At 34.6% G+C, this 25,674-nt stretch carries 17 protein-coding genes; 13 read left to right on the forward strand and 4 right to left on the reverse strand.

Features of this window, described 5'->3' with window-relative positions; all coding sequences use genetic code 11:
• Positions 1-162 precede the first annotated feature (162 nt).
• The 6 genes from ABWU40_RS03175 (at position 163) to ABWU40_RS03200 (ending at position 6,016) form a co-directional block, all read left to right on the forward strand.
• The gene (locus ABWU40_RS03175) at positions 163-1,329 is read left to right on the forward strand and encodes a phage tail protein (RefSeq protein WP_236514965.1); all 1,167 of its coding nucleotides are present in this window, start codon (positions 163-165) and stop codon (positions 1,327-1,329) included.
• A 167-nt stretch (positions 1,330-1,496) separates the two neighbouring features.
• Positions 1,497-2,198, forward strand: coding sequence for an ankyrin repeat domain-containing protein (locus ABWU40_RS03180; protein ID WP_211908369.1), 702 nt, complete (start codon positions 1,497-1,499; stop codon positions 2,196-2,198).
• Positions 2,199-2,236: 38 nt separating this feature from the next.
• A complete protein-coding gene (locus tag ABWU40_RS03185) occupies positions 2,237-2,707 on the forward strand; it encodes an ankyrin repeat domain-containing protein (RefSeq protein ID WP_353279095.1) in 471 nt (156 codons plus the stop codon).
• 4 nt (positions 2,708-2,711) lie between these two features.
• Positions 2,712-3,143 carry a DUF2924 domain-containing protein gene (locus ABWU40_RS03190; RefSeq protein ID WP_065095080.1) on the forward strand — a complete coding sequence of 144 codons (432 nt, stop codon included), beginning with the start codon at positions 2,712-2,714 and terminating at the stop codon, positions 3,141-3,143.
• Between the two features lie 2 nt (positions 3,144-3,145).
• Positions 3,146-4,636, forward strand: a complete 1,491-nt coding sequence (locus tag ABWU40_RS03195; protein ID WP_353279097.1) for a recombinase family protein — start codon at positions 3,146-3,148, stop codon at positions 4,634-4,636.
• A 66-nt stretch (positions 4,637-4,702) separates the two neighbouring features.
• Positions 4,703-6,016 (forward strand): hypothetical protein, encoded by a 1,314-nt coding sequence (locus ABWU40_RS03200; protein ID WP_264704602.1) that lies wholly within the window; start codon positions 4,703-4,705, stop codon positions 6,014-6,016.
• A gap of 113 nt (positions 6,017-6,129) precedes the next feature.
• Here the strand turns inward: ABWU40_RS03200 and ABWU40_RS03205 are convergent, their stop codons facing one another.
• Together ABWU40_RS03205 and ABWU40_RS03210 are read right to left on the reverse strand one after the other, a co-directional pair.
• A complete protein-coding gene (locus ABWU40_RS03205) occupies positions 6,130-8,214 on the reverse strand; it encodes an ankyrin repeat domain-containing protein (protein WP_264704603.1) in 2,085 nt (694 codons plus the stop codon).
• An 81-nt stretch (positions 8,215-8,295) separates the two neighbouring features.
• A complete protein-coding gene (locus ABWU40_RS03210; protein WP_264704604.1) occupies positions 8,296-10,944 on the reverse strand; it encodes an ankyrin repeat domain-containing protein in 2,649 nt (882 codons plus the stop codon).
• An 806-nt stretch (positions 10,945-11,750) separates the two neighbouring features.
• On the opposite strand from ABWU40_RS03210, the gene ABWU40_RS03215 reads away from it, so the two are divergent.
• The 6 genes from ABWU40_RS03215 to ABWU40_RS03240 all read left to right on the forward strand — a co-directional run bounded on the left by ABWU40_RS03215 (position 11,751) and on the right by ABWU40_RS03240 (position 22,395).
• On the forward strand, positions 11,751-12,104 hold the full coding sequence (locus ABWU40_RS03215) for a hypothetical protein (protein ID WP_141457120.1): 354 nt from the start codon (positions 11,751-11,753) through the stop codon (positions 12,102-12,104).
• A 30-nt stretch (positions 12,105-12,134) separates the two neighbouring features.
• Complete coding sequence (locus ABWU40_RS03220; protein ID WP_353279099.1) at positions 12,135-12,983, forward strand: hypothetical protein; 849 nt, start codon at positions 12,135-12,137, stop codon at positions 12,981-12,983.
• Positions 12,984-13,033: 50 nt separating this feature from the next.
• Positions 13,034-14,479, forward strand: a complete 1,446-nt coding sequence (locus ABWU40_RS03225; RefSeq protein ID WP_141457124.1) for a hypothetical protein — start codon at positions 13,034-13,036, stop codon at positions 14,477-14,479.
• 2 nt (positions 14,480-14,481) lie between these two features.
• The gene (locus tag ABWU40_RS03230) at positions 14,482-20,772 is read left to right on the forward strand and encodes an ankyrin repeat domain-containing protein (RefSeq protein WP_353279102.1); all 6,291 of its coding nucleotides are present in this window, start codon (positions 14,482-14,484) and stop codon (positions 20,770-20,772) included.
• A 74-nt stretch (positions 20,773-20,846) separates the two neighbouring features.
• Positions 20,847-21,611 (forward strand): ankyrin repeat domain-containing protein, encoded by a 765-nt coding sequence (locus tag ABWU40_RS03235; RefSeq protein ID WP_353279104.1) that lies wholly within the window; start codon positions 20,847-20,849, stop codon positions 21,609-21,611.
• Positions 21,598-22,395 carry a hypothetical protein gene (locus ABWU40_RS03240; RefSeq protein WP_353279106.1) on the forward strand — a complete coding sequence of 266 codons (798 nt, stop codon included), beginning with the start codon at positions 21,598-21,600 and terminating at the stop codon, positions 22,393-22,395. Before ABWU40_RS03235 ends, ABWU40_RS03240 begins: the two co-directional genes overlap by 14 nt.
• A 5-nt stretch (positions 22,396-22,400) precedes the next feature.
• On the opposite strand, the gene ABWU40_RS03245 is transcribed toward ABWU40_RS03240, so the two are convergent.
• Both ABWU40_RS03245 and ABWU40_RS03250 read right to left on the reverse strand, forming a co-directional pair.
• Positions 22,401-23,105, reverse strand: coding sequence for a pyrimidine dimer DNA glycosylase/endonuclease V (locus ABWU40_RS03245; protein ID WP_141457129.1), 705 nt, complete (start codon positions 23,103-23,105; stop codon positions 22,401-22,403).
• 20 nt (positions 23,106-23,125) lie between these two features.
• Positions 23,126-24,070: an Rpn family recombination-promoting nuclease/putative transposase gene (locus tag ABWU40_RS03250; RefSeq protein WP_353279109.1), complete on the reverse strand. Its 945-nt coding sequence runs from the start codon at positions 24,068-24,070 to the stop codon at positions 23,126-23,128.
• A gap of 621 nt (positions 24,071-24,691) precedes the next feature.
• Here ABWU40_RS03250 and ABWU40_RS03255 point away from each other — a divergent pair.
• Entirely contained in the window at positions 24,692-25,672 is a 981-nt protein-coding gene (locus tag ABWU40_RS03255; protein ID WP_141457133.1) for a helix-turn-helix transcriptional regulator, read from the forward strand.
• The last annotated feature ends 2 nt before the right edge of the window (positions 25,673-25,674 follow it).

A 25,674-nucleotide genomic window follows, 5' to 3' on the forward strand; every position in this document is an offset into this window, starting at 1 on the left:
TCCAGAAGTTGTAATTTGTTTTTTAAAGTATGGATAATATGGTCAAATATTATGGAAAGTGTTTTTGATATTAAGAACATCTTTATTTTTCTGAAATGATCTCTTGCTTACTCATAAGCTACCTAAATAAAGGAAATTAAAGCAACTTGAAAGAAAAGACAAATGAAAAGTTTATTACCGCCAAACGCAACAAAGCAAGAGCAAGCACTGGTTGATGCAATAGATTATAAGGTTGATCCAAGCTGTATCAGAGGGTTTAAGTTCAACCTGAAAGAAGAAACATTACCATGGATAATAGAAGAATATGGTTTAGAAGAGATATTGCGCTGGGTAAAAAATAAAAGAAGGGCGATAGTAGAAGGAGTAAAATTTCAAAGACTGAGAGGAACACCTGCATCACTTAAAATAGCACTAAAGTGGGCAAATATAGAAGATATTACAATTATCGAAGAACCACCTGGTAAACACTTCTTTGAATTACAAATAGGAATAAAAGATGTTCCAAATGACTTTTTTGTAGATGCAGTAGTAGAACTTGCAAAACTATCATTACCAGCAAGATCAAGGCTAATGAGGATTTTTAATGACTACTATAACGTTGATAGGTTTATATTAGATGAAAGTATATTCGGCAGCTTATTATCAGACTATTCAGGTAGAAAAGTTGAAAAAGATGGACCAGTGTTATCGTTTGGAAGAATAAATTTTTTCAGTTCTAGAGGTCCGTTAGTAGAGATTGTAGACAACTATTTAAGAGAGCATTATGAACAAACATTTAGTAATGACATATATCGATTAGATGTAGCAGTACTTGGAGAAACAGAGCCTCACACAAAGAATTATAACGGTATTTATGAAAGAAATCATTTGTGGTACAACTTAAAAGCACTATATCCATTACCACAGAGTTTATTACCATCGATTAAATTTGCAAAAGCGCAGATAGTATTATCAGACAGTTGGGATTTAGGAGACATAAATACGTGCTTTCCAGTTAGTAGCGTAGAAGAAAGAGGAAATAAATTTGTATTAGGAAGCGATAAACTTTCAGGGCAATATTGGAATTTAAAACACAAGCCAATTTTAGAAAGATTTAGCGTTACTCATAACTATAAAGTAGAAAATTATACAGATCAGAAGGTCAGAAAATATGTTTTAGCAGAACACAACGTTTACTATAAAAATGATTTGGATTCAGAGCAAAAAGACTCAATACACGAATTAGAAAAGCACATTTTAGTATTTTACCCGGGAGTACTGAAGTGGCATGAACATCGACATTTGCACAGAAGTTGGAAAGATAGTCGAATAATATCTTTAATAAGTTAAGTACTTATATTTAGATACTCATATATTATATTAATAATAGGTAAAAGTGTATGAAATAAAAAGAAAAAGACTTGCTTTCTCATGCTAAAAAGGACATGACTTGAATAGCGGCAGGTAAATATAAGAAATTTGTCTGGCGCTAGAAAAGCTAATTTTGTGAGGTAAGTATGAAGTTTAGCAAGAGTAAGTTTTTTAAAGAAGTATCAAGTAAAAACATTAATAAAAGAAATGAAGAAGGAGAGACGATCTTGCATCAAGCAGTAGAAATCTCTGATTACAAAACAGTGAGATTATTAATAAAAAAAGGATCAGAGGTAAATGCAAGAGATAAAAAGGGTTATACACCACTACACTGTGCAGTATTTGCGAAAAGCTTAGAAAATGTAAAAGTGCTGCTAAGGTCGGGAGCAGAAGTAAATGCCACTCAATATGTCACTGGATGTACGCCACTACACTCTGCGTGCAAAATAGGAGGAGCAGGAGTTGAAATAATAAAAGAGCTAGTAAAAGCAGGAGCTGAGGTTAATCAACTGAATAAATATGGTGCAACACCAATGTATTACATTTGGGAAAGTGAAAAGTATTCTCTGTGTGATAGTAAAGAAAGTGAAAAGGCGAGCAAATTTCTGAGAGAAAAAGGTGGAATAACAAAAAGCAGAGAACTGACGTGCTATGGAATAGAGAGGCTAGTGGGAGAAATAGCAGACATGTTGAATGGGAGCTATATGCCGGAGCTAAAAATAATAGAGATAGGAGAAATAAGGAAGAAAGATAAATCACTAATAAAGGAAGAATGTGAAAATTTAGCAAGCAAAATAATGAGCCAAGTAAGTGAAATGATAGATGAGGTGGTGAAAAGGAGGGCTTAAAGAAGGGGTTTAAATTCAGAGAAAAGGTGAGGTAGGTCATGAGTAAAAAAGGAAAAGAGGAGTCACTATTAGAGAACTCATTTAAAAATATTTATGCAAGAGACAGAATAGCTCTGCATTACGCGGTAGAAGCAAAAACAGTGAAGTTATTAGTTGAAAAAGGAGCGAATGTGAATGTAGCAGATGCGGAAGGATATACAGCACTGCATCTAGCGGTAACGGAGAAACGTCTAGAAACCGTGAGAGAATTGATAAAATCAGGAGCGAATGTAAATGCGGAAGAATATGAAAATAAATGCACTTCATTGCACCTTGCATGTATGGTGGGGAAAGTGGAAATAGTGGAGGAGCTAGTAAAAGCAGGGGCTGAAATAGAGCAAGCAGATAAATTTGGAATGACAGCAATGGATTATGCGAAAAATAGCAAAGAGATAACCGAGATATTGAAGAAAGAAACGGACAGAATTGAAAAGTTATTTGAACAAATAGAACCTTCTATGAGAGGCTGAAAATATGGAAAGAGAAACAGAAAAGAAAGTAATGAATTTAGAGAGAAAACCTTTGGGTGAGCTGAGAAAAACGTGGAAGAAGGTATTTGGGGAAGAGGCACCTAAACACTCAAAGAAATATCTGATACCTAGATTAGCGTATAGAATGCAGGAGGAAGCTTATGGAAAAATGTCAAGAAAAGGAGCAAAAAGACTAGAGTATCTAGCAGATCAACTAGAGAAGGGAAAAAGAATAAGTAGTGACAAACTTCCAGTAGCAGGAACAGAGCTAATATTAGAGAGAGGAGAAGAGATGCATGCAGTAATGGTAACAGATAAGGGTTTAATCTACAGAGAAGAATTTTTTACGTCATTGTCAGCAGTAGCCGGAAAAATAATGGGAATGAGTTACAACGGCCCTTTATTATTTGGAATGCGTGAAAAAAATGGAAGTTGAAAATGCTAAAAGAAGTAAGATGTGCAATATATACGAGAAAGTCAAATGAGGATGGACTAGAACAAAAGTTTAACAGTCTTGATGCGCAACGAGTAGCATGTGAAAAGTATATAAAGAGCAAAGAAGGCTGGGTAGCATTGGCAAAAAAGTACGATGATGGAGGATTTTCAGGGAAAAATTTAGAAAGACCAGCGATAAAGGAATTGTTTGAAGATGTAAAAAAAGGAGAAGTAGATTGTGTAGTAGTATATACGCTAGATAGGCTCTCGAGAGAAACAAAAGACAGCATCGAAGTTACATCATTTTTTAGAAGGCATAGAGTAAATTTTGTAGCAGTAACGCAGATATTTGACAATAATACGCCAATGGGAAAGTTTGTACAAACAGTGTTATCAGGAGCAGCACAACTAGAAAGAGAAATGATTGTAGAAAGAGTAAAAAATAAAATAGCAACATCAAAAGAGCAAGGGTTATGGATGGGTGGAACTTTGCCATTTGGGTATGATGTGAAAGATAAAGAATTAATAATAAATGAGAAAGAAGCAAAGACAGTGAAGCATATGTTTGAAAGATATTTGGAGCTGAAGTCAATGGCAGAACTGGCAAGGGAGCTAAATAGTCAAGGTTACAGAACGAAAGCAGATACCTTTAAAAAGGCGACGGTGAGAAGAATAATAACAAATCCAATATATGTAGGAAAGATAAGACATTATGAAAACCAGTATGAGGGAAAGCATGAAGCAATAATAGAAGAGGAAAAATGGCAAAAAGCACAAGAATTGATAAAGAATCAACCATATAGAAAAGCAAAATATGAGGAAGCACTGCTAAAGGGAATAATCAAGTGCAAGAGCTGCGGTGTAAATATGACACTGACATATACAAAAAAGGAGAATAAGAGATATCGATATTACGTATGCAACAATCATTTAAGGGGAAAAGGTTGTGAATCAGAAAACCGAAATGTAATAGCAGGAGAAGTAGAAAAAGGAGTAATGAGAAAGACAGAGCAGCTATATGAAAAATGGGAAGAAAAAGCAGAAGAGTGGAAAAATTTAAGTTTTGGAAAGCAGAAAGAAGTAGTGAAAAAGTTAATAAAGGGAGTAATGGTAAAAGAAGATGGAATAGAGGTGCATTCTGAGTCAGAGAAGACATTTATAGCAATGAATTTAAAGAAGAAAGGAAATAAATGCACGGTAATGGAACCAGAAGGAAAAACAAATAATGCACTACTGAGAGCAGTGGTAAGAGCTCACCTATGGAAACGGCAGCTAGAGGAAGGAAAATATAGAAGTGTTAAGGAACTCAGTGCCAAAATTAACATAGGTACAAGACGTATACAACAAATTTTAAGATTAAATTATTTAGCTCCGAAGATTAAAGAAGACATAGTAAATGGGAGGCAACCAAGTAATTTGAGGCTAGCTGATTTAAGGGAAATACCGATGCTGTGGAGTGAGCAATTTGAAAGATTTTACAAATTAGCGCCTTAAAAATTGCACAATTAATACTTTCCTAACATAACTCATTTATAAAGACAACAGTAGGAGTATAATAGTATGAGAATAATAAAAAACGCTAATAGAGCAGATATAACTTATGAGTTGACAAGTAATGATGGCAAGTTAACAAATCAAGATAAAGAAAAGCTTTTTAAGCTATTAAAAAAGATAGAAGAGGGTAAAAGTATTAGTGAAAAATTGAAGAAATCTGATTACAACACAAGAAAGATTCTGCTGACAAGAGTAGTTTACAAACATGAAGGTAGAAAAGACGTATTTACACTACTACATTATGCTAAATTTTGTAAGAACAACCAAGCTGTAAAGAATCTTTTAGAAGAAGCCAAAAAACATGGTCTTTTTGAGGAAGTTAATGATAAGAAAATAATCTCAGAATATTTAGGGAGTAATGGAGAACCAATACGTACCCATAGTGCTGTTGAAGATGGTGTAGTAAGAGTAAAAGATCTTTATGATAAAAATAATAAGAAAGTGCTGAATCAAAATATAACAATTCAAGTTGGTGCTAATGCAGAGATATCAACCGACACCAGATCATGTGGAAGTAACGAAGAAGGCAAAAATGCTTCAACAGACAATACTATGGAAGAATCGATGGCTTGTAGTGTATCAAGGAAGGTTAAAGAAGTGATGGATAAGTGTTTTGATATAGAAGGGCAAGAGGAGATAATAAATTTTTATAAAGCTAAAGAAACTGACACTGAGTCATATAAGGATATTAATAAAGATAAAGAAGATTTTCAACTGACATTTGAAAATAATGAGAGAGCTGAAACCGAGGTTCCTCTACCTAAAGAAAAAATGGTGTCAACACAAAGACTAATACCATTAGATCTGGTATTATTAGACGACGAACGTATAGGTAATTTTAATCCAACAACGATAGAGCGTGCTAAAGAAAAAGCGATGTCAGCAAAAAGGTTGATACCATTAGATCCAGTATTATTAGACAATGAAGATAACGAAAATTTTCACCTGACATTTGAAAACAGCAAAAAAGTCCAAAACTTCTCAATAGAAAATGCTGTGCAAGAGCGCAATATTTCTGATAGCTTTCCTTTTCGAAAATGTTTTAATAGTGATGCTGCAGGCAAAGAAGAAAATCCATCAACAAAAACAATACAGCAAAAACGAGTAATCCTGTCTAGTAGTGCTGGGATAGTGTTATTGGTGGGTAGTGTTGTATCCTATATTATGAAAATACATGTAATAGCCGTAATTGGAGGGATTGTTGGATTAGCGTGTATAGGTTTCGCACTGTATAATTCGTTCAAGCCAAATACCAAACTGGAGAAAGTGGAAGATCCAGCACAGCCTGTCATTGTTCATTCTTATTTGAATACAACATAAAAATGTTATGCTTAAAAACAAATAAGCATCAGGTAAACCTTTAAATAAGATAATTTATTGAGAAAATTACTCAAAATGTTAACTTAATATTACCATGGCTTTCCATTGTAAAATTATGTAACTGACCATCTTACCTTTTGTATACTTTCTTGTATAGGAGAAGATAAAGATACATCACCTAATGAGGAGTTGACGCTAAGTGTTTCAGAAGGTTGACTAAGCTTTCCAGATCTGAAAAAATATCTTTGTTCTATTGCCTTATTGACTGATAACCCTCCTAGCAAGCAATTCCTTCCTAGTTCTTCTTCACAGTTCTTTAAACTTTCCAGCAGACCTTGATCTTTTATTTCTACCCTTATTTGTTCTTTATTTTGCTCGTCAGGGTATAACCTAACTTCTAACTCCCCTTGGCTAGTGTAGAAAGTTAATACTATATCACTATTATCTGCAAAGTCTGTGTAATTCCTTGTGCCATTTCTTGTTATAATTTCTACCTCACTTTTACCGATTTTTATCAAGTCTCTTCCATATTCTATGCTTCCCTGAGTTAGCCCTAAACTCCTTGCTCCATCTGTGATCTTTGCAACATCTATCGTGCTATCCTCTGAATATTCTAAATAAAAAGTAGAGTTATCCATTCTTGCATTTTTTACCCTACCACTAGCTGCACTTTTAACAATTTCCATAAACTCTAGAGTACGATTGACATATTCTGCATAGGCTTCTTTCATATTGGTTTTATGGTCTTGAAATTCTGATTCCAGTGCCTCAATTACTTTTATGCTACCATTGTTACACAATACTGCTCCTCTTGATACCAATTTACATACTATCTTACTGGCAACTTTAGGATTCTTTTCTAATTCACTAATTCTTTCCATTACACGATCTGTAAAATTATACGTACTTTCATACATATCTTCACCTTGAGAAAATCGTTTAGGAAAATTAAACCTTACTCCAGAGTATATAGCTTTGCTTACAACTTTTTCTAGTAGATCCATATTTTGAGCTTTAGATACTTCACTAAAAAATTCGTTCAGCATTATCTTCTGCCTTGGTATTAAATTACTCCATAAGGTCCTAAACAAACACTCTTTCCTGTCATAATCTAACTCTTTTTGGTCAGCTACTCCTGCTTTCAAAAGTAAGTTTTCTACTTCGGTACCAATTCCAGAATCAAAAAGAATACTTCTTGCACGTCGAAGCACTTTTGACTTTCCTTCTTTACCCCGAATATTTAAAACCACTTTTAGATCTTGATTATTCTTGTGTTTCTCCAAAAAGTCTTTTAGATTTTTAGTAAAGTTACCAATGTAATCCAAATAATTTACAGACGATCTTTCACGTTGATATAATACTTCGTGAATTATATCATGTAATTCTTTGTATAATATCTTCTGACTGTCAGTGAAAAAGCACTTTTCAATATGGTAGTGATGATTATCAATTGCAACTTCTAGTGGGGTCTTCCCTTGTCCATCACGTAAATCGGGTTTAGCGTTGTTCTCTAGAAGCAAATCTACACTTTTACTATCACCAATGTCAGCAGCATAATGCAAAGGTGTTTTCCCTTCATTGTCCCTTATATTAGTATCAACTCCTGCTCTTAGGAGATGAGTTATACTACAAGATCCTGTAGCATAATGTAAAGGTGTCTTACCTCCATCACTCTTTCTATTAGGATCAGCTCCTGCTTTTAAGAGTAAACCCATGGCACAACCATATATGCTACTTACCCAATCCACACTCGATAGTAAATGTAATATTGTCAATCCAGATTCTCCTATTTTTAGGTTAAGAACATATTTTAGATCTGGATGTTTCTCATTTTTTTTTAAAAACTCCGTAAGTCTTGGAATATAACCATTTTTTTCATCAAAAGAAGGTGGATAGACGGTAAGAATGCTTAATAATCCCTTATTTAACTCCTCTTGACTTTCTGTTAAATCAGATGTTTCAACAAACCGTTCATACATTAAATTATCAAGTGAATACTTAAATTCAACAGCACCCACTAAAGAGCGATCATGAAAGAATAAAGGACGATTATAAGCTGAATTTAAATATTCTTTAACCAACTCATACTCATGATCGAATTGCTCTTTCTCTAGCATTTTTGGTAGCCCCTCCAATGTTTCGTTTATCTCTGGATTTGTTTTTCTGTTAAGATTTTGCTCATTGTCTTTAGCTACCATATCCACTCCAATCTATAAACACACGCTATAGTATATAGTACAAACAAATCTAATCAAGCATAATTTTTTTACTAAGATACTCTAAACACTATTTTGAGAAACTACACGTTCAGGATCCTTTAAGACTTGATCGGTTTCAACATTACTAAGTGCCGTATTTGCCTTATATGAACAGTAACACCCTACTGCAAGAAAAGTTAATGCGGCTACAGAAAGTATAATACACACTGCTGAATGAAACATTGTTAAACTTGCACCAACAGCAAATGCTCCAGATAATACAAAAGAAATAGAAGCATAGGTTATTTGCTTTCTACCCTGAGCGCTTGCTGCTGAGAGTTTTTTGCTTCCATTATCTGGATTTGGACCTTTCAAGCTTTGTTGCATTCCATTTAAATTCTCTTCTAATTGCTTTGCATCATCGAGCTTTTTCTGCAAGTCTACAAGCTGAGCTTTTGTTGCGTTAAGTTCATCTCTAAGTTGACTTTTTTCATTAATAAATTGAGTTACCTGATCATTTAATTTACTAACTTCTCCTTCCTTCTCTTTAAGCTGAGCCTTTGTTCTATTGGATTCTTCTCTAAGTTCATTTACTTCACTATTTAGCTTCTCCTTTAATTGACTATTTTCTTCCACCTGGCTAGCTTTTTCTTTTAGTTCAGCGTTTGCTTGCTTAAGCTTTTCTACTTGACTAGTTAGACCATTTTTTTCCTTAAGAAGCACAGCTACTTCCTTAGTTTTACCTTCTAGCTCTTTCTCTTTATTTGCAAACTCTTGCTTCTTTACTTTGAGTTCAATCTGTATCTGCTCCAGCGCTTCATTATTCCTTGCAAGTTTAGCTTCTGTTTCCTTAAGTTTCTCTACTTGTACTTGGCTAATTAGATCACCATTTCCTTGTTTAAGTTGAGCTTTTGTTTCATCAAATTCCTTTTTAAGTTTCTCTGCCAAAAGATTAAATATGTCCTTTGCTCTGTTGTTTGATACTTTCAACTTTTTGATTGCCAAGCTCAAGTATGAAAAATCAAAATAATCTTCATGATTAAGTAAAAGATTAATGGCTTCCAATTTGCTCTTTTCAATAGCAAGGGCTAAAGGCGTACAATTTTCAGAATCTTGAGCGTTAATAAAGCGTTCTTGTTCGAGAAGAAGCTTAAGTGTTTTAGAATTATCACTTAAAATAGCGTAATGTAAAGGTGTACGCCTCTTTCCTATTTCTACCTCTTCCTCAAAGAATTTTATCACTTCTTCTTTGTTTTCTGATTCTGATGATCTTGCCAAATCTAAAACAGTTTTACCCTTACATTCAAGATCAAAGTCAGCGCCTTCCTTCACAAGAAACTTTATCATCTCCAAATTGCCATTACAAACTGCAAAGTGTAAAGGTGTCATACCACCACTATCTTTGGCATCAATGTTAGCACCTTTACCAAGAAGAAACTCTATACCTTCTCGAAAGGGTGCCGTATCATCGTTGCCTGCGCTACTACTAGAAAAATTCAACCAGTTAGGCAACACAGAAAACCACCCATTATTAGTATCTTTTTGAGCTACTTGACCTACATTGCGAGCTATAAAGTGTAAAGGTGTCATATCATTAATATCTTTAACATTAACACTAATTCCATTATTCAAAAAGTCTTGAGCTGTTTCTCTACTATAGCAAGCAGCAAGATACAAAAGACTAGCACCACTAAGTCCAGCTTTTCTGGATGAAACTAGTATTGCTTTGATACACTCTTTATTTTGAACAGACGTCGCTGCATCAAGTATATTACGTATCGTATCAACAATATTGTTATCTTTTAATGTTTTCAAGTATTGAGTAATATGGCTAGTAAAAAGCTGGTTAAATTCCTTTCTTAATGCTATAGTTGAAAAGAATTTATGGCTTACAACTTTTATTCGGTTATCTTTCTCTTTCAATTTATCGGATAAAATGTCAATGTATTTTTGCCCGCCTACAAGCAGTAATAGAGATTTTAGTTCTAAATCTTCTTGATTAAGCAATACATCCTGATACTTTTCTGCGAGCTTGTTATTGGCTGCAATTGCTAGAAGTATTAATTCTCTTTCTAAAAAATTGCAATCACCACCTTCTGTGCCAAGATTATACTTTGACAATATGTTGTCATATATATACTTACGATCAGTCCTTTCGTGCAAATCCAAATTAAGGTATTCTGAACAAAAGGCTTTAAAATTATCACTATTCAGACTAGTTATAAACACATAATATCGATTATCCCTTATAACTTCATTTAATTTTTGATAATCATCACCATTGACTGCTTTGCTTAAAGTGTTTCTCAACTCATTAAGGGTTGTCGTGTAAGAAATATCGAATTCTTCATCAAATTCTTCTGAAGCTTCATCATTATTTTCATCTCTCGCCCTTGGTGTTTGACTATACCCATCACGGGTACAAGATTCTCTCTTTCTGTCATAGCGCTCTCTTTTTTTTGAGTCGGATAATGTACCATATGCAAAAGAAATTTTCTTAAAGGGCAAGAGTTTTTTTTCAAGCTGAACTAGCTGCTCTTCTTCTAACGATGAGAGTGATTCCCCATCTTTTTTTCTTTCCGATAGTTTTCTGTGTTTATCCCGTTCACCAGGTGAAAGAAATCTATCCGGATGATACTCCTTAGACAACCTGTGGTATTCCTGTCTTATCTTATGTTGAGTGGCATCGGGTTTCACTCCTAATACCTCATAGTGGTCACTATCCATCATTCCCCCTAACAACACTGGCCTTCTACTTTTTAAAGTATAGCCTTTCTTATAATAGTCCGAATGCGATAAGATATGTGTTTATGGCTATAGCAGGCCAGTAGCATATTACGGTCTGTTCGGATTATTGTAAAAAGAGCTATATCTATAATATTACCGTATTAATGGTACGAATTAACCTAGCTTTTGTCAACATGCATAATAAACCTCTAAATTAGAAACATTAATTTATTTTAGAATTATTCAACAAGGAAACATATCAAAAGCTCTGTCAACTTACATTAAAAGTCCGTTCTAATGCAACAAAATATTACACTCTCTAGCATCAACGAAAATTTATTTGTTTACTTTATTCCAAAAATAGAAAAATAGTACGTACCTTCGCGAGAACAATTTAAATAAAAGCTGCGTTGTGAAAATAGAAGCTTAAAATTCTTGCACCGAAGCTAGGTAAGTTAGTTCATATGTGAATTTAGCTGAAGTAGTCTAATATAGCGGATTTTGTGGTATAGTAAAATTATTATAAAGAAAAGTTCGCACGGATCTAGCGGTAGACCAACGCATCCCAAAACAAACTCTTCTCACGCTTGCTGGTTTTTGTTGCTGGAAATGGTTGAATTATTTAGGTTTTTAATAGTATATATTGCTAAATTAGTAATAATTTATTAAAAGACTTCCATCAAAAATTATTTCAAAAAAATTTTAAATTAGGGATTGACAAGTTTTAAAGATGGAGTAACATGTCCAAAATACATTAAACCTTTATGGTATGTAAGGGGTTAAAGTCTATTCATTTCAGGGGGGTAGCTATGTTGCGTTCGGATATTCCAGAAATTTTGTTTTCTTGCATTAAAGAGGATGATCCTTATAGGGCATCCAAAGTCTTTCAAATTGAACGCTGGTGCTATGCAAGTTGGCGTTTACACCAAAGAAGTGGCCGAAAAGGGCACAATTTTCTTGCACGAGTACTATCTAGTGAGGATTGCTGGAAGGAAATAGATGGTTTACATGGAGTCAAGCTTGACAGGCAAATGGTAGGTAAAAAATTGATTGCACCAGATTCAGGTAATCTCTTTGATAAGTATGACATTGCTTGTAAGTGTTGCTTGGAAGAAGATATTATTGCTTTATTTGAGGAGAGAAAAAAAGGGTTGTCAGCTTAAGGCAAGAGTAGCTTACTAGAGTATAATCACTTGGTTAAGTGTTTAACAGGTAATCCTTTGATAGTTTTTTGGTCACATTTTGTCAGTGGTTACATCTCTAAATTAAATTTAAATGGTCGTCATCCATATGAGTATGGACTTAAATGTGCTATGGATCTTAAACGAGCAGAAGCAGTGGAATTTTTCTGGAATAAAATAAAGTCTCTACCTAAAGATGAATTAAGTACTCAGCAGAAAGATGAAATCTTTATGAAACATGCAGTGTATGCAGCAGGGAATCATTGTAACAGTTATCCTGAGATATTCGAGTTTTGCTTTAGTCAAATGAGTCCTGATAAATATCCAGAACTTTTAAAAAGAGATTTAGCTGAAAATCGTCATTACGGTAGTTTAAACACACTACAGGGTGCACTCCGCTTTGATCAATTTCAAGGATTGTTTGATTGCTTAAAACCATTTGATGTTCCAGAAGGTAAGTATTGTACTTGGTTGCGATTTATAGAAATAAAGAAATGTTCTGGGCATTATATAGATTCAGGTGTAAAGCTTTTTACACACATGTGGATGAAAGAAGGATTTGATAGTCATCGTACCTCAGCATTAAATGAAGAAATGATGAGCAATTCTGTCTTTCAAGGAAGGTTATTAGTGCCTCTAGTTGAGAAGGGTTGTATGGAACCAGTATGGGCAGTGTTGGATAAGGCTAATCCTGATCAGGTTAAAGAATTTATGAATACCAAACAAGCCGATCATATACGTTCCATATTAAAGGAAAGAGGAGATGAGGGTTCATTGGATAAATTCCTATCATATGGTAAGTCCGTAGATAGAGAGCTTGAGAATTTAAGTACTGATTTAACTGAAGTTAAGTTAAGTTAAGTAAGGCACATAGTTTAAGTAAAAGGTAGACATATTATAAAGGGGTATTTATGCCAAACGAAGAAAGACCACAAGATTTTGAGTTAATAGAATTACTAATTCGAGAAGCAGCAGCTAGCACTTCAGTTCAGCAGAGCAGTGGGGTTGATGAATCCTTCAAGGCAAGGTTTCAGTCGTATGTTGATCAGATTCCATCTTATATGCATTCTGTAGAAAAGAAAGGGTTTTTTTCTCACTTTTTCTTCGGAAGCTTTTCTACGCTGCTGGATACAGAAATAGCAGAGAAGTTAGGCATTAAAGAGATTTCTTTTCGTTTTGACACTAAGGAAACTTTAAAGGTAGTTGTTATTAAGGATGGTGAAATTAAAAATGATAGAAGTGCCATTGATAATATCAAATTATTTTCTATTTCAGAATCAAAAGATGAGTCCAAAGGTCAATTTACTTCTGGTGAGTTGGAAGAAATATTAAAAAAGAACCTGATTTGGACAGATAAAAACACCCTGATTGGTGAAGTTGGAGCTATAAAGGATAGGATTAAGGGTAGAGATGAGATGAAACCCAGGTTAGTACGAATCTCTAAAGGGAAAAATGGTATTTTTGTTAAGACAGAAGTTCAAGAAATATCTGACTCTGCTGCTAGTCATGGCTTTCATAAAATAGAGAAAGGACTATGGAGCAAACCAGAAGATGATATAGCAAAGCTGACTGGTACTGATATGCAGAGAGTTAAAGAATCTTCTGAAAAAGTCCTTGAAAAAATTGGTAAAGTTCATTCCAAATATGAGTACTCACTTAGCTACGCTAAAGAAGCACGTGAGGCAGCACATCATGGATTTGTGGCTGGTGTTTTTATGAATTTCCGCTATAGATATAACCTTAGAGTTTACTTAGAGCAATTTGCAGGAAGAGGTTATGCGGATATTGTTTTACTAGCCCGTGGCCCTGATCGTGCGTTAGATTCCATTCCTATTATCATTGAATTAAAAGCAGGAACAGTTCGTGGTACTGCACCAGGTGATGCCCTGCAACAAGCGACGGATTATGCAAAAGGCTTTCAACCAAATGTTATGCGAGTTTTAACTACTGCAGACAATATTCTGTGTGTTGGTGTAAATCTTGATTATCGATCTCCTGTTTCCAATATTGAAGCAAAAAGTCGTGAGGGAGAAATTGTTCCTCTTTTTCAAGATATGCTAAAATCTACTGATGACTGGGGTATGCGTAGGATTGATATAGGAGAGTTGGAAAAACAAATAAAAGATAATTTAGAACGCATTTATCATACGTTTCCTGGCACAGGAGAGAAGGGAGATAATCATTATTTCAGTAGATTTTTATTAGGACAATCGTTATTGTTAAATGAAGCTTTAGGAACTGAATTTGAAAAGCATGTTTTTATTTACAGTGAAAATATACCTACTGAAGCTCATGAGTCTAGTAGACCTCAACGTCCAGCAGGTCAACAGGTCTTGATAAAAGCCATGCAGTTGTAACAATGGTGCTGATTCCAGAAGGTACCGAGAAGCTAGTTTATGTAATTAATGTTATTGAAGCTGATGGAAGAGCAGAGGTACTGAGTAAAGGAGTTCCACTTAATAACCTAAACGAGAAAATAGGAAATAGAAAAATAGCTGAGTTAAATCTTAATTTTAACATCAAACAAAAGTCAAACTTTAAAAAACATTTTAGTATAGAGGCCAATGAGCCTATTTCTTTAGAACAGTACAACAACAAAAAAGCCAATAAGTTTCAAGGTACTTTTGAGAATGTTCCTTATCCTGATCAGCTAAAAGAAACATTTGATAGAGTATTAGACTCTCAACTTACTTCTGCTCAGTCTTCATCAATAGATGAGTATAATGGGTTATTCAGAAAAATTGGAGAAGGAATGTTACCTTTTAAAACTCTCATTAACAAAGAAACTAATTTCCAGGGAGTATTGGATGGAGCGCTTAGTCATTATAGTGATCTAAGGTTACAGGAATCGCCAGAAACTAGAGCATTAGTTTTAACTGAGTTTCAAACTGGTAGAGGGAAACGTGTTGATATGCTGGTTCACGGTATTAAGTTTGCAGATCAAGGTAATGCTAAGGAATACACTCCTATAGGACTAGAGCTTAAAGGGCCAGAAGAAAAGATAAGTGCTGATAAGTTAAAAGAAAAAGCAAATAAGCAGATAACCGAGAGATATGCAAAAGGTGTAACGTATAAAACACTTACAGATGGTGATGAAGTGAAATTTATCGGTGTTGTTTTTGACAAAAAAGCTAGTAATGCAAATTCTCTTGTTTTAGCAAGTAGAACAAGCGAAGAAGGATTTATTCCTGTTAAAGTAGTTCATAGCTCGGTACTTAAATTTTCTCTAGGACCAGAAGATATTTTAGAGGATTCAATGGATCTTTTTAATCAGCGATGCAATGGAAGTAGAAAAAAACGCAATATAGGTATGGCCTGCATAGACTCACGTGATGAGGAAAGTATTGAAGAGAAAGAAAAAAAAGAACGACGTATTAAAGAATTATTTGATACTGATGAAATAAGAGAAAGAACAAAGAGCATTGAATTTTATGATCAGCTTTTTAAGGTTTCTGAGCATATATCTAAAGGCGAAGCTATAGATCAAAATATTGAAGAAGCATTTATAGCAAAGGTTAAAGATATAGATCTGAATTCAATAGATCCAGAGATTAGGGATGTTATGGAAGAGATTAAAGAAAAGATCAGTGAAAAAGAAGCAAATAAATCAGAAAAAATAAAAGATATTTTAAGAAGATCTGGAGTAGAGGAAAAGATAAGTGAAGCAGCAAAAGGTGTAGGTCTTACTTACAGAAAATTTTTAGATGAGGGAGGAAGTGAATCTCAGAATATTATCAATAAAATTAACAGTAGCCCAGAGGCCATGAGCCATCTAAACAGAGTAGGTAGAATATCTGGCTGGGCTATGGAAGGTATGATGTACAAAAATCTTATAGGTGATATCCTAAGTGGCAATTTAGAAGGAGTAGCAATTAACTTGGGTTTTATTGGAGGTAGTCACTTACTTGGTAAAGTTGCAAATACTGTAGCAATAAAAGGAGAACAATTTATTTCAGAAGGCAAGGTATTTCTTGGCAAGTCTTTAAAAGTAGCATCACCTTTCCTCGCACGGGCGACTTCTGCTTTTATCGCTTATGATTTAGCAAATCAAGTTAAGGCATTTAAATCTGGTGATAAAAATGCTATGGCTGGTATAGTAGGAGATAGTATTGCCCTTACAGTTGATGCAGCAGCAATCGGCATAGAAGTTGCTGAAGTTGCTGGAATACTAAGTGGTGTATCATCAGTCACTGGTCCTATTGGAGCTGGAATAACGGCTCTTGTATTTATTGGCACTGACATTTATTTATCCGTGAAGGCAGTTGAACAAGAAGATAAAATTATTCATTTAACAGGGTGGGAAAAATTTAAGGAAGGGTGGCGTGCATTTCTCCATATAAAGCCTGAAGAGTATATAGAAAAATTAATAAAAGAGAAGCAGGCTAATAGTCACTTGGTTGAAAATGCTGTAGGTTTCTTGAAGCAACATACTGGAATTCGGAGATATGTTTTTCCTACTGGTAAGTTGATTTTCAGAGAATTTATGTACGTAGATCGAGATAATAAAGTGCTTCTTAATGAAAAGATAGGCGATATTAAGTGGAGCAGATCAAGGCCAGATAATCCAAGAGATGGGGAGTTATTCTGCTTACCGGAAGGAGATTGGGAATCAGTTCCAAGAGGTGGAGCTTACCTTTGTGAAAATGCAATAGGCTTGTCTTACTCAACTAATAGAACAGGGGATTATACTTTAACTGATTTGGGTGAAGGTGATGATGAGGTAATCGGATTCCAGGATAGTCCTAATATTTTCCTTGCAGGAGATGGAAATAAAAATTTTACTGGAGGAAGTAAAGACGACTTCTTTATCTTGCAAGGTAATGGTTATAGTAGTGGGATTATAAATGGGGGCCGTGGGAGTGATACGTTGGACTTAACAAAGTTTGCTTTAGGTTACTCCATAAAGATTATGAGGACCTTTTTTGGGTACTTTTCTATTAGTAGTGATGGTAAAAATACTTGTTCATCTTTTAAATTAATGAACATACAAACAATTCTTGGTAGAGAAAAAGAACAGGATGAAGTACAATGTAGTAGCGATTTAAAATATGTTGATGGTGGAGGTGGAAAAGACAATAACCATCCTGACAAAATTTTCATAAATCATGTTACTGGTTCCGGTAAATTGACAATAGCAGTAAGGCCTAATACCGAGATCATAAACCGCTCTTACAACGGAAATTTTAGTTATATTGCCTTTCATGGTGAGGGAAGGGCCAACATTAATATTAATCGCCAAACAGATAAATTACAGCACAGTTTCTTATTTAATTATGCTCTTCCTGATTTAAAAAACGTTAAGGTTCATGATCTTCCGGGTAAAAATACTAACTACCCAATAAAAGATGTTAAATTTAATTTTCAGCAGAGTCCTTTAGGTGTATTTGACATAGATATTAAAAATGTTGCAAATAATGCATCTTATGTACTAACAGATGATAAAACTGAAGTTAAAATTGGAAATGGGGGTAGTTTATATCTACTACAAAACACTAATAAACCTATTGACGAAATTGTAAGAAACTATCCGGCTATAGCGAACAGGCTAAGTGCAACCGTCTTTGCAAAATTTCAAGATGAGCTTGTTGTAATCGGGCATGGAAAACATGAGGTAATGAGTAATGATCCTTTACACAAGAGTCACTTAGTCGGAAATGGTGGTGAAAATGTATATGTAATTACTCCAACTCAGAAAGAAGTGAGCATTTATGATGTTAGTAAGGAAAGTTCTATAGATACACTAGACTTAAGGAACACAGTAAAGGATATGAAAGATATACAGTTCAGTTCATTAAATGTCTCTCAAGATAAAGATGATTTGCTGATAAAATTAGAAATGGAACGATCTCCATTAAAATTTCCAATAAGGCTAAAAAATGGTGTGCAGTGGTATCAGAAACTTCATGTTGTTCTTAATATAAACATGCAACTTGAACGTAATGGTAATAATTGGATTCTAAGTCCTTTACCTTTAATTTTCGATGAGAATACTAAAACTATTGTTATAACAGCTAAAGATATAGAAGAAGGAAATAAATTAATTGTACATAAACAAGCAGGACATTATACCTTTTTACGTTTAAGGGATGACTTGGTAATAATTACTGATTCTAGCACAGGAGAAAACAATATTTGTACTATATTGCTGAGTAATTTCTATAGAGAACCTAAAATGGAAACATTATCTATTGAATTTAATGATACAACAATATCAATACAGGAGAAAATGAATGAAATTAACAGCAGCAAGCTGCTATTTTGTTCTAGTGCACTACAAGTAAATGAACCATTTAGCATTGACGTCCGTGAGTTATTAAATAATCATGATTGTCTCAAGTTTGATTCAGATAAGATAGCCTTTTTTAGGTCAAGTGATAATTTACTATTGTTATCAGATCAAGGAGTGTCGGTTATATTAAATTACTATTCTCATGTCCATAGGCAGTGGAATTTACCAATAGAGTTGAACAATAGTATTATAAAACCAGAGGAATTTAGAGAAAAAGCAGATGACCCTAGTTCTTTTAGGTATTACCTGCCAGGGGAAGAAGGTTTAAAAATTTATCATAATCAACCTACTGATAAATATCAAGTTGGTTTAGTAGATTTAAAGAATAGGTCTATACTAGATTGTGATATGAGAATCGTTGATAAGAATTTTATTTTATCATCTGGAAATAATACTATTGTAAAAGTGGAAAATTGGGTTACTGGCCAAAAGATAATGTTCGCTTTTAACGATGCTATAGTTTTTAACCCAAAATGTATATTTGTTGCTTGCAACCAAGAAGACATTATAGAAGAATTTAATCAAGAAAAAAATAGAGTAAGTAGTATACCTCAAATAGCTGCACTTGTTTCGGGATTACCTTTAGATGAGGCTGTTGAGAAAGATAATTTAGATTCAGTCAATACACTACACCATGCTGTTATTACAAATAATTACGCAATGGCACAACTTCTTATTAGTGAAGGTACGGATATTGAAGCTAGAGATAATGATGGTAAGACTCCTTTAAGTCGTGCTGTTAGTCTTGATAAGCCTAATATGGTTCAACTTCTTCTCAATAAAGGTGCAGACATTGAAGCTGAAGATAATGATGGTAGGACTCCTTTAAGTCGTGCTGTTACTTTGGGTAATTTGAACATGGTACAACTTCTTCTTAATAAAGGAGCCTACATTTATTCTAAAGACGGTAATGGTAAGACAATTTTTGAAATAGCACATGAATGTCATAAAGCAGAAATAGTGAATTATCTCATAACAAAACAGGATAAGTATGGTAACACAATACTGCATTATGCTGCTGAAGAAGGTAATTTAAATTTGGTCGAATTGCTTTTAGATAATAATACTCATATTAGCGTTAAAAACAGTGACGGTTGGATACCTTTGCACTTGGCTGTTAAGGAGGGTAAATTAGATGTAGTTGAGCTGCTTATGAGAAAAGGAGCTAATATTGATGCTAAAGATAACAATAACCAAACTCCTTTGCACATTGCTGTTCAAGTAGGCAATTTCGATACTATTAGCCTCATTGTGGATAAAATTGAAAGCATAAAGTTTCTTATAAATGAAAAAGATGAGTTCGGTTATACACCGCTGCAATATGCTGCTAAAAATGGTAAGTGGGATATAGTTAACCTTTTCCTTGACAAAACTGCTGAAAGGGGTCCAGATGATGTTACAAATAAAGATCAACTATCAAAAAGTTGGACTACTGTACACTATGCTGTTTATAATGGTGACTTGCATTTAATTAAAGATATATTTCAATTTCTTCAAGATAAAGATGCTATCGTTAATACTAAAGATAGTAGTGATTGGACACCTTTACACTATGCTGTATACTACAATGCCCTTGATACAGTGAAATTTCTTGTAAGTAAAGGTGCTGATATTGAGTCTAGAGACAGAGACGGTAAAACACCTTTAGATATTTCTATTGATCGAAAATATGATGGTGTTGTACAATATTTAAAACAAGTGCAATTAAATGAACAACTGTTGAAAGCAGTACAAGTTGGTGATCGTAATGAAGTTAAAGCTTTGATTAGCAGGAAAGCTGACGTTAGTGCTAAAGATAAGGATGGTAAGACTCCTCTACATTATGCTTCTTGGCTTGATTCTTCAAATATGGTAAAGGATCTTATAAGGGAAGGTGCTAACATTGATGCTAAAGATAACAATGGTAAAACTCCTCTAGAGGACACAGGATTTAATGCAGGCGTAAAAAGAATTTTAATGCAGGCACACTTAGATAAAGAGTTATTAATCACTGTACAAGGTAATGATCTTGAGAAAATTAAAAGCCTTGTTGCTCAGGATGTGAGCAAAGATAGTCATGGCGCGTATTATTATGCTTGGAGTGGTAACTTGGACACAGTAAAGTTTCTTGTTGAAGGAGATGTGAATGTTAATGCTACTGATAAATATGATTGTACATTGCTACATTGGGCTGCATTGAAAGGTCATTTAGAGGTTGCTAAGTTTTTGGTTAATAAAAGAGCTAATGTTAATGCTGAAGATATTTTTGGCAGAAGTCCTATGCACTTTGCTGTTATGAATAATCACATAGGTGTACTACGGTATCTAGTAACTAATCAAGCTAACATTGATGCTAAAGATAACAATGGTAAACACCTTTAGAGGTAGCAAGAGAGTATTTTAAATTAGAAGCAGCTGGAATCCTTTCTATAAATAAGGATATTAAGGAAGGTAAGTTGGATGAAGTCAAGCACTTTCTTGCTAATAATGCTAGCAGAAGTGATACTGATGCTAAAGACAAAGATAAATGGTCGAAAGATTGGAATCTTTTACACTACGCTGTCTACAATGGTAACTTAAATTTATTCAAAGGTGTGTTCGAACTACTTTTGGAAAAGAGTGGTAGCATTAATGCTGGAGATCAGTACGGTTGGACGCCTCTACACTATGCTGTCTATTACAATGAACCTGATATTGTCAGTTTTCTTGTAGATAAAAAGGCAGACATTGATGCTCAAGCAAAAGATCACAAAACACCTCTACATGTTGCTGCTCAGTACAATAGCGGATCTGAAATAACTGGGCTTCTTCTTGATAAAGATGCTAACATTGAGGCCACAGTAAATAATGGTTTTACTGTTTTACATGAGGCTGTTTACTATAATAAACTTGGTATAGTTGAATTTCTTGTTCAGAGAGATGCTGACATTAATGCTAAAAATGGTAAGGGTGAAACACCTCTAGAGGTAGCAAATAGGTTGGGTAGATCAGAAATAGCAAACTTTTTAAGAGGGAAACAAAACGAGAAGCCTGTACAACGTAAGCGTCGTCATCACCATGGAGACCACCCTCGTCACTACGATCGCTCATCGCGTAAGCTTCCTGCTACAGATTTAAGTAATCAACCTGAGGTAGCAGCTAGACAAGATGTACCAGAAAATTCATTACAAAATGATGAGACAGGCTATAACAAAGGGGGAGCTACAAGTGGAGCAAGGTAAGCCATCTTCATGGATAAATGTTGCTGCTCATGCTGTTGCAGATACTGTTATGGGTGTTTTTCAGTTTATCTCTTCTCCTTTTAAGTCAGCTATAGATATGGAGCATTCTCAACCTTCTAAAGCTATAACAACTCAAGGTACTGATGTAAATAGCACGCTTTTTCTGTTGGATGTATTCATAAGAAAAATTACAGGACAAAAATACATTTCTACAGTGGACCAGCCTACAATATCCTTACCAGAAGCGGAGTACTATGCATCAGATATTATAAATGAATTTGAACAAGTATTGAAGAAAACAGCAGTTGAATCAGGAATATCAGTAACAAATTTAAATTTTGATCCTATAAAACCACAATCAGATATAGTTGGACAACTAATAAATGGGAATTTTTCTGAAATATCGAAAACCTTGTATTCGTCTGCAAAACAAGCGTGCCCAGAGTTTAAGCAAACCAAGAAATTTCTGGAACGTATGAAAAGCCATATAGAAGAGCTTTTAGACAAGAAAGAACTTGTACTGACAAAACAGCAAATGGAGCAATCCTCTAAGGCTTCAGACCAGCAGGCATCTGGTGCAACAGAGCTATCTAAAAAGCCTTTCTTAAAAGGTACATCAGTGGCTAAAGGACTGGAATTATGTAGCGGTGGTGCTAGTTTCGTAGCTAATAATCCTACAGGAAGTCAGTTACCAGGAGCTACTAGCGGAACAGACGGTAAGCCCGAATCTTATTTAAGTGGTGTAACAGTAGATAATCAACTAGAGAGGTCACAACGACGTTAGGCTATTTATTCCTGAAGTTGTGCAATTTCATCAAGGGAAAGGTCAGTTATTTCAGCTATAACATCTATAGAGACACCGGCCTTAAGTGAATTCTTTGCAACTTCGATTTTCTCTGCTTTTCTGCCTTCGGCTCTGCCTTTTTCATGTCCGATTTGGATGGCTTCTCTATTTATGAGCTGTATTAGCTGTGGTGTTGTGTAGCAGATTATCCAATCTGGTGCTTCTCTGCCATTTTCCCACTTAGCAAATCTCATCTTTTCCTTGAGATAATATCTCCTATAAGCTTCCACAGCACTGCTGCATTTATACTGATCCGGCAGTGCTTGTATAAAAGCTTGCATATCAGTTGATCGAAAAATGAGTAAATCCTTATTACTATCACACCAATTTATTACTTCCTCTGATTTATGCTTCCTTTTGTATCGCTGTGTATACTCTTTACACAATTCTTTTCCATACTCTATCAACCAACAAAAGTTTCCTTTCGATTGCCTAGCCCACAAAGAACAAGGATGATTGCTGTGAGTGAGTTTATATGGAACTTCTATATCCTGATCTATGACACTAACAAAAGGATTTGGCGCTTTTAATGCTATTGAAAAAACATTACTTAATAACTGAGCAGTTTCTAATGGCATTTTTACTATATGCTTATCACATAACATTTTTGCCGCAATCTCTGGGTTTTCATCTAGTACAAAGATGTTCATCTAAACATCCAAAGATAGAATCAGCTTAAGTCTTTAATTTCATTAGCTGTAAGACCAGTAGTTTGAGCTATAATATCAACAGAAACCCCTGCTTTAAGTAGATTCTTTGCGACTGTTATCTTAGCTTGTTTTTCACCTTCTTCTCTTCCCCTCTCTGCGCCAATTTTAATGCCTTCCTCCTTGCCTTCCTCTCTGCCTTTTTGATGTCCGATTAGGATGCCTTTTTCAGTAGCATCATCAAGTTTTTGAGCGAGGACAGCCTGTTCATCAAGAATACGTTTTATTTCCTGTTCATAGGCAATAAATTCTTTTTCTGACCAGTTAAATCTATTTAGTTCTTCATAGGCCTTTTTAATTATTACATCACTACCTATTATTTTTTCCAGCTCTTCTTCACTAGTCTCATCTGCATATTTAAAGAAGTAGATCCATTTTTCAACTATATTTGAAAGCTGATCCTCTTTGGTTTTTGGAAATTTTGGCAATTCAATAAATATGAAGTAAAAATCTTTTAGATCGTGTTCATTAGCATCTTCATCCCGAATAGTATGCTTTGATTTATACTCAGACTTGTCCGGAAACAGGATACAATCTGCTATAGCAATGAAGATAATTTCCTTAAGGTCTTGGTATTGATCACCTTTATCGGCTTGTCTTGAATACGCTTTAGCTGCATAGTATTGGGCACGTTTTTCAAAGCCTTTAGTTTTAGCGACCTGCATCTCGACGATCACTTGCACCCCATCTTCATCTCTACAGAGAACGTCAACAATACTTTGCTTTTTAGCAGCAATATCAGGGTCTTGAATAGTACTTAGAAACTCTATATCCTTTATTGCACTTTTGTCAGTGAAGCCAAGGATATCATTGAGGAAGTGAATAAGAATATCTTTATTTTTTTCAGTACCGAAGATACGGCGAAAAGATATATCATTTTTGGGGTCGAGAAACTTCGAAAGAGCCATGAGAAAAAAACCTAAAAAGCATTAATAATTATACACAATTGTGAAGAAATGTTCAAGTTTTTTATTTTTTTAAGTTTTGAATGCGTTGATGAAAAAAATGTCTCCCATAGATGGCTTTAGAATGCTACTACGCATCTTAGACGTCCTTTTGTACATCTTTTTATAACTCCATCATAAAGTGCCTTTAAAGCCCAGGAAATGAATTCATGAATTTAGTAGCTATAAAAAACTTCAAAAATACCTATCTTGGGTGTGAGAGGCTAATTTCCTAATAAAAATACGAGCGTAAAAACTCAATTACCTAACACCGTGAGATTAACCTCCCACACCCTTATTATAAATAACTCAAAAATAGTATTCAATAATTTTTAGTGGAAAATTTTACAATTGAAGTTATATCTGAGTAAGTATGAATACAAAAAAAGTAGTAATGTACACTGGCAAACGAGGAAGCAGACAGGCTTGCCAGAAAGGAAACTAAAAAGCTGAAATACAAAAACTACCAAAGCTGCAGCGAGTACAGAGAAATTAATGTTTTTATTCAGATACAAATTTGTGTAAGCGCTTACAATGAGGTATATATGGTTGTTTCCGTGAAAGAAGTGATCGTTAGCAGCTGTAATGATAGCAAAGCATATTAATCCTGTAAGATACAAAATAGCGCAAAAAATAAGAAGCTGGAGGCTAAAGCGAGGATATACCCTAAAAGATCTAGCAGACAAAACAGGTATAAACTATCATACGCTGCGAAGATATGAACAAGGGATATGTGGCATTCCAGATGAAGAATTACAAGTTATAGCAGATGCATTATCAGTTAGTTTGAGTGATCTACTTCCTAGACAAAAAGTACTCAAAGAAAACAGTTGTTTTGATAAAAGTAAGATCCAATGGATGTACGATTTCATAGGAAAATACACAAAAACAAGGGGGCGAGAATCACGTAAAGCGATTTATGCATTAACCAAATCTATTCGAGCTGAAGAGGAAAGTGATGTAAAAGCAGCAAGAGTAAGAATGGCGGAGAATATGCTGGAGGCAGGATTTGCTACTGATATAATCTACCGAGCAACAGGCTTATCAACTGATGAATATGATAATGAAGAGGAGAAAGGTTCTAAGCGTCGAAGCAAAAGACAAGAGATGAAAAAGTGGAGAATAATACAAGGGTGTACGCAAGAGGAATTAGCAAAAGAGCTTGGTGTAGGAGGTCCACAGGTACATTACTATGAACAAGGGAGCACCATGTTCGGTGAAAGGTTATGGGAAATAGCGAGAAAATTGTCAGTGGATGCTAAGGATCTGGTGCTTAAATCGACGGAAGAAGACTGCTGTGAAGACGAAGATGGTGAAGGAGAAAAAGAACTATTAAGTTGGGTGAGAGAGTCTAAAAAAATTAGCAATCAAGAATCACGAGATGAACTGGATACATGGGTAGAATTTTTATCCCAAAGAAGGCAAATTTACAAAGAAAAGATTGATAAAGTAGAGTCAATCAAGGTTGCGAATAATCTACTTATACTAGGTGTTTCTATTGATGATATTTCTCAAATAACTAGCTTGACTGCAGAGGAACTTGAAACCCCAAATAGGCATCTATAGCA

This window comes from Wolbachia endosymbiont (group A) of Cydia amplana (assembly GCF_964028495.1).
Taxonomy (GTDB): Bacteria; Pseudomonadota; Alphaproteobacteria; order Rickettsiales; family Anaplasmataceae; genus Wolbachia; species Wolbachia pipientis.

What these genes read in the sequence shown, in the direction of transcription:
- ABWU40_RS03190 (WP_065095080.1), top strand. Translation starts at nt 2,712, where the DNA reads ATGGAAAGAGAAACAGAAAAGAAAGTAATGAATTTAGAGAGAAAACCT.
- ABWU40_RS03210 (WP_264704604.1), bottom strand. Translation starts at nt 10,944, where the DNA reads ATGATGGATAGTGACCACTATGAGGTATTAGGAGTGAAACCCGATGCC.
- ABWU40_RS03230 (WP_353279102.1), top strand. Translation starts at nt 14,482, where the DNA reads ATGGTGCTGATTCCAGAAGGTACCGAGAAGCTAGTTTATGTAATTAAT.
- ABWU40_RS03255 (WP_141457133.1), top strand. Translation starts at nt 24,692, where the DNA reads ATGATAGCAAAGCATATTAATCCTGTAAGATACAAAATAGCGCAAAAA.
- ABWU40_RS03205 (WP_264704603.1), bottom strand. Translation starts at nt 8,214, where the DNA reads ATGGTAGCTAAAGACAATGAGCAAAATCTTAACAGAAAAACAAATCCA.
- ABWU40_RS03215 (WP_141457120.1), top strand. Translation starts at nt 11,751, where the DNA reads ATGTTGCGTTCGGATATTCCAGAAATTTTGTTTTCTTGCATTAAAGAG.
- ABWU40_RS03180 (WP_211908369.1), top strand. Translation starts at nt 1,497, where the DNA reads ATGAAGTTTAGCAAGAGTAAGTTTTTTAAAGAAGTATCAAGTAAAAAC.
- ABWU40_RS03225 (WP_141457124.1), top strand. Translation starts at nt 13,034, where the DNA reads ATGCCAAACGAAGAAAGACCACAAGATTTTGAGTTAATAGAATTACTA.
- ABWU40_RS03195 (WP_353279097.1), top strand. Translation starts at nt 3,146, where the DNA reads ATGCTAAAAGAAGTAAGATGTGCAATATATACGAGAAAGTCAAATGAG.
- ABWU40_RS03245 (WP_141457129.1), bottom strand. Translation starts at nt 23,105, where the DNA reads ATGAACATCTTTGTACTAGATGAAAACCCAGAGATTGCGGCAAAAATG.
- ABWU40_RS03250 (WP_353279109.1), bottom strand. Translation starts at nt 24,070, where the DNA reads ATGGCTCTTTCGAAGTTTCTCGACCCCAAAAATGATATATCTTTTCGC.
- ABWU40_RS03200 (WP_264704602.1), top strand. Translation starts at nt 4,703, where the DNA reads ATGAGAATAATAAAAAACGCTAATAGAGCAGATATAACTTATGAGTTG.
- ABWU40_RS03185 (WP_353279095.1), top strand. Translation starts at nt 2,237, where the DNA reads ATGAGTAAAAAAGGAAAAGAGGAGTCACTATTAGAGAACTCATTTAAA.
- ABWU40_RS03175 (WP_236514965.1), top strand. Translation starts at nt 163, where the DNA reads ATGAAAAGTTTATTACCGCCAAACGCAACAAAGCAAGAGCAAGCACTG.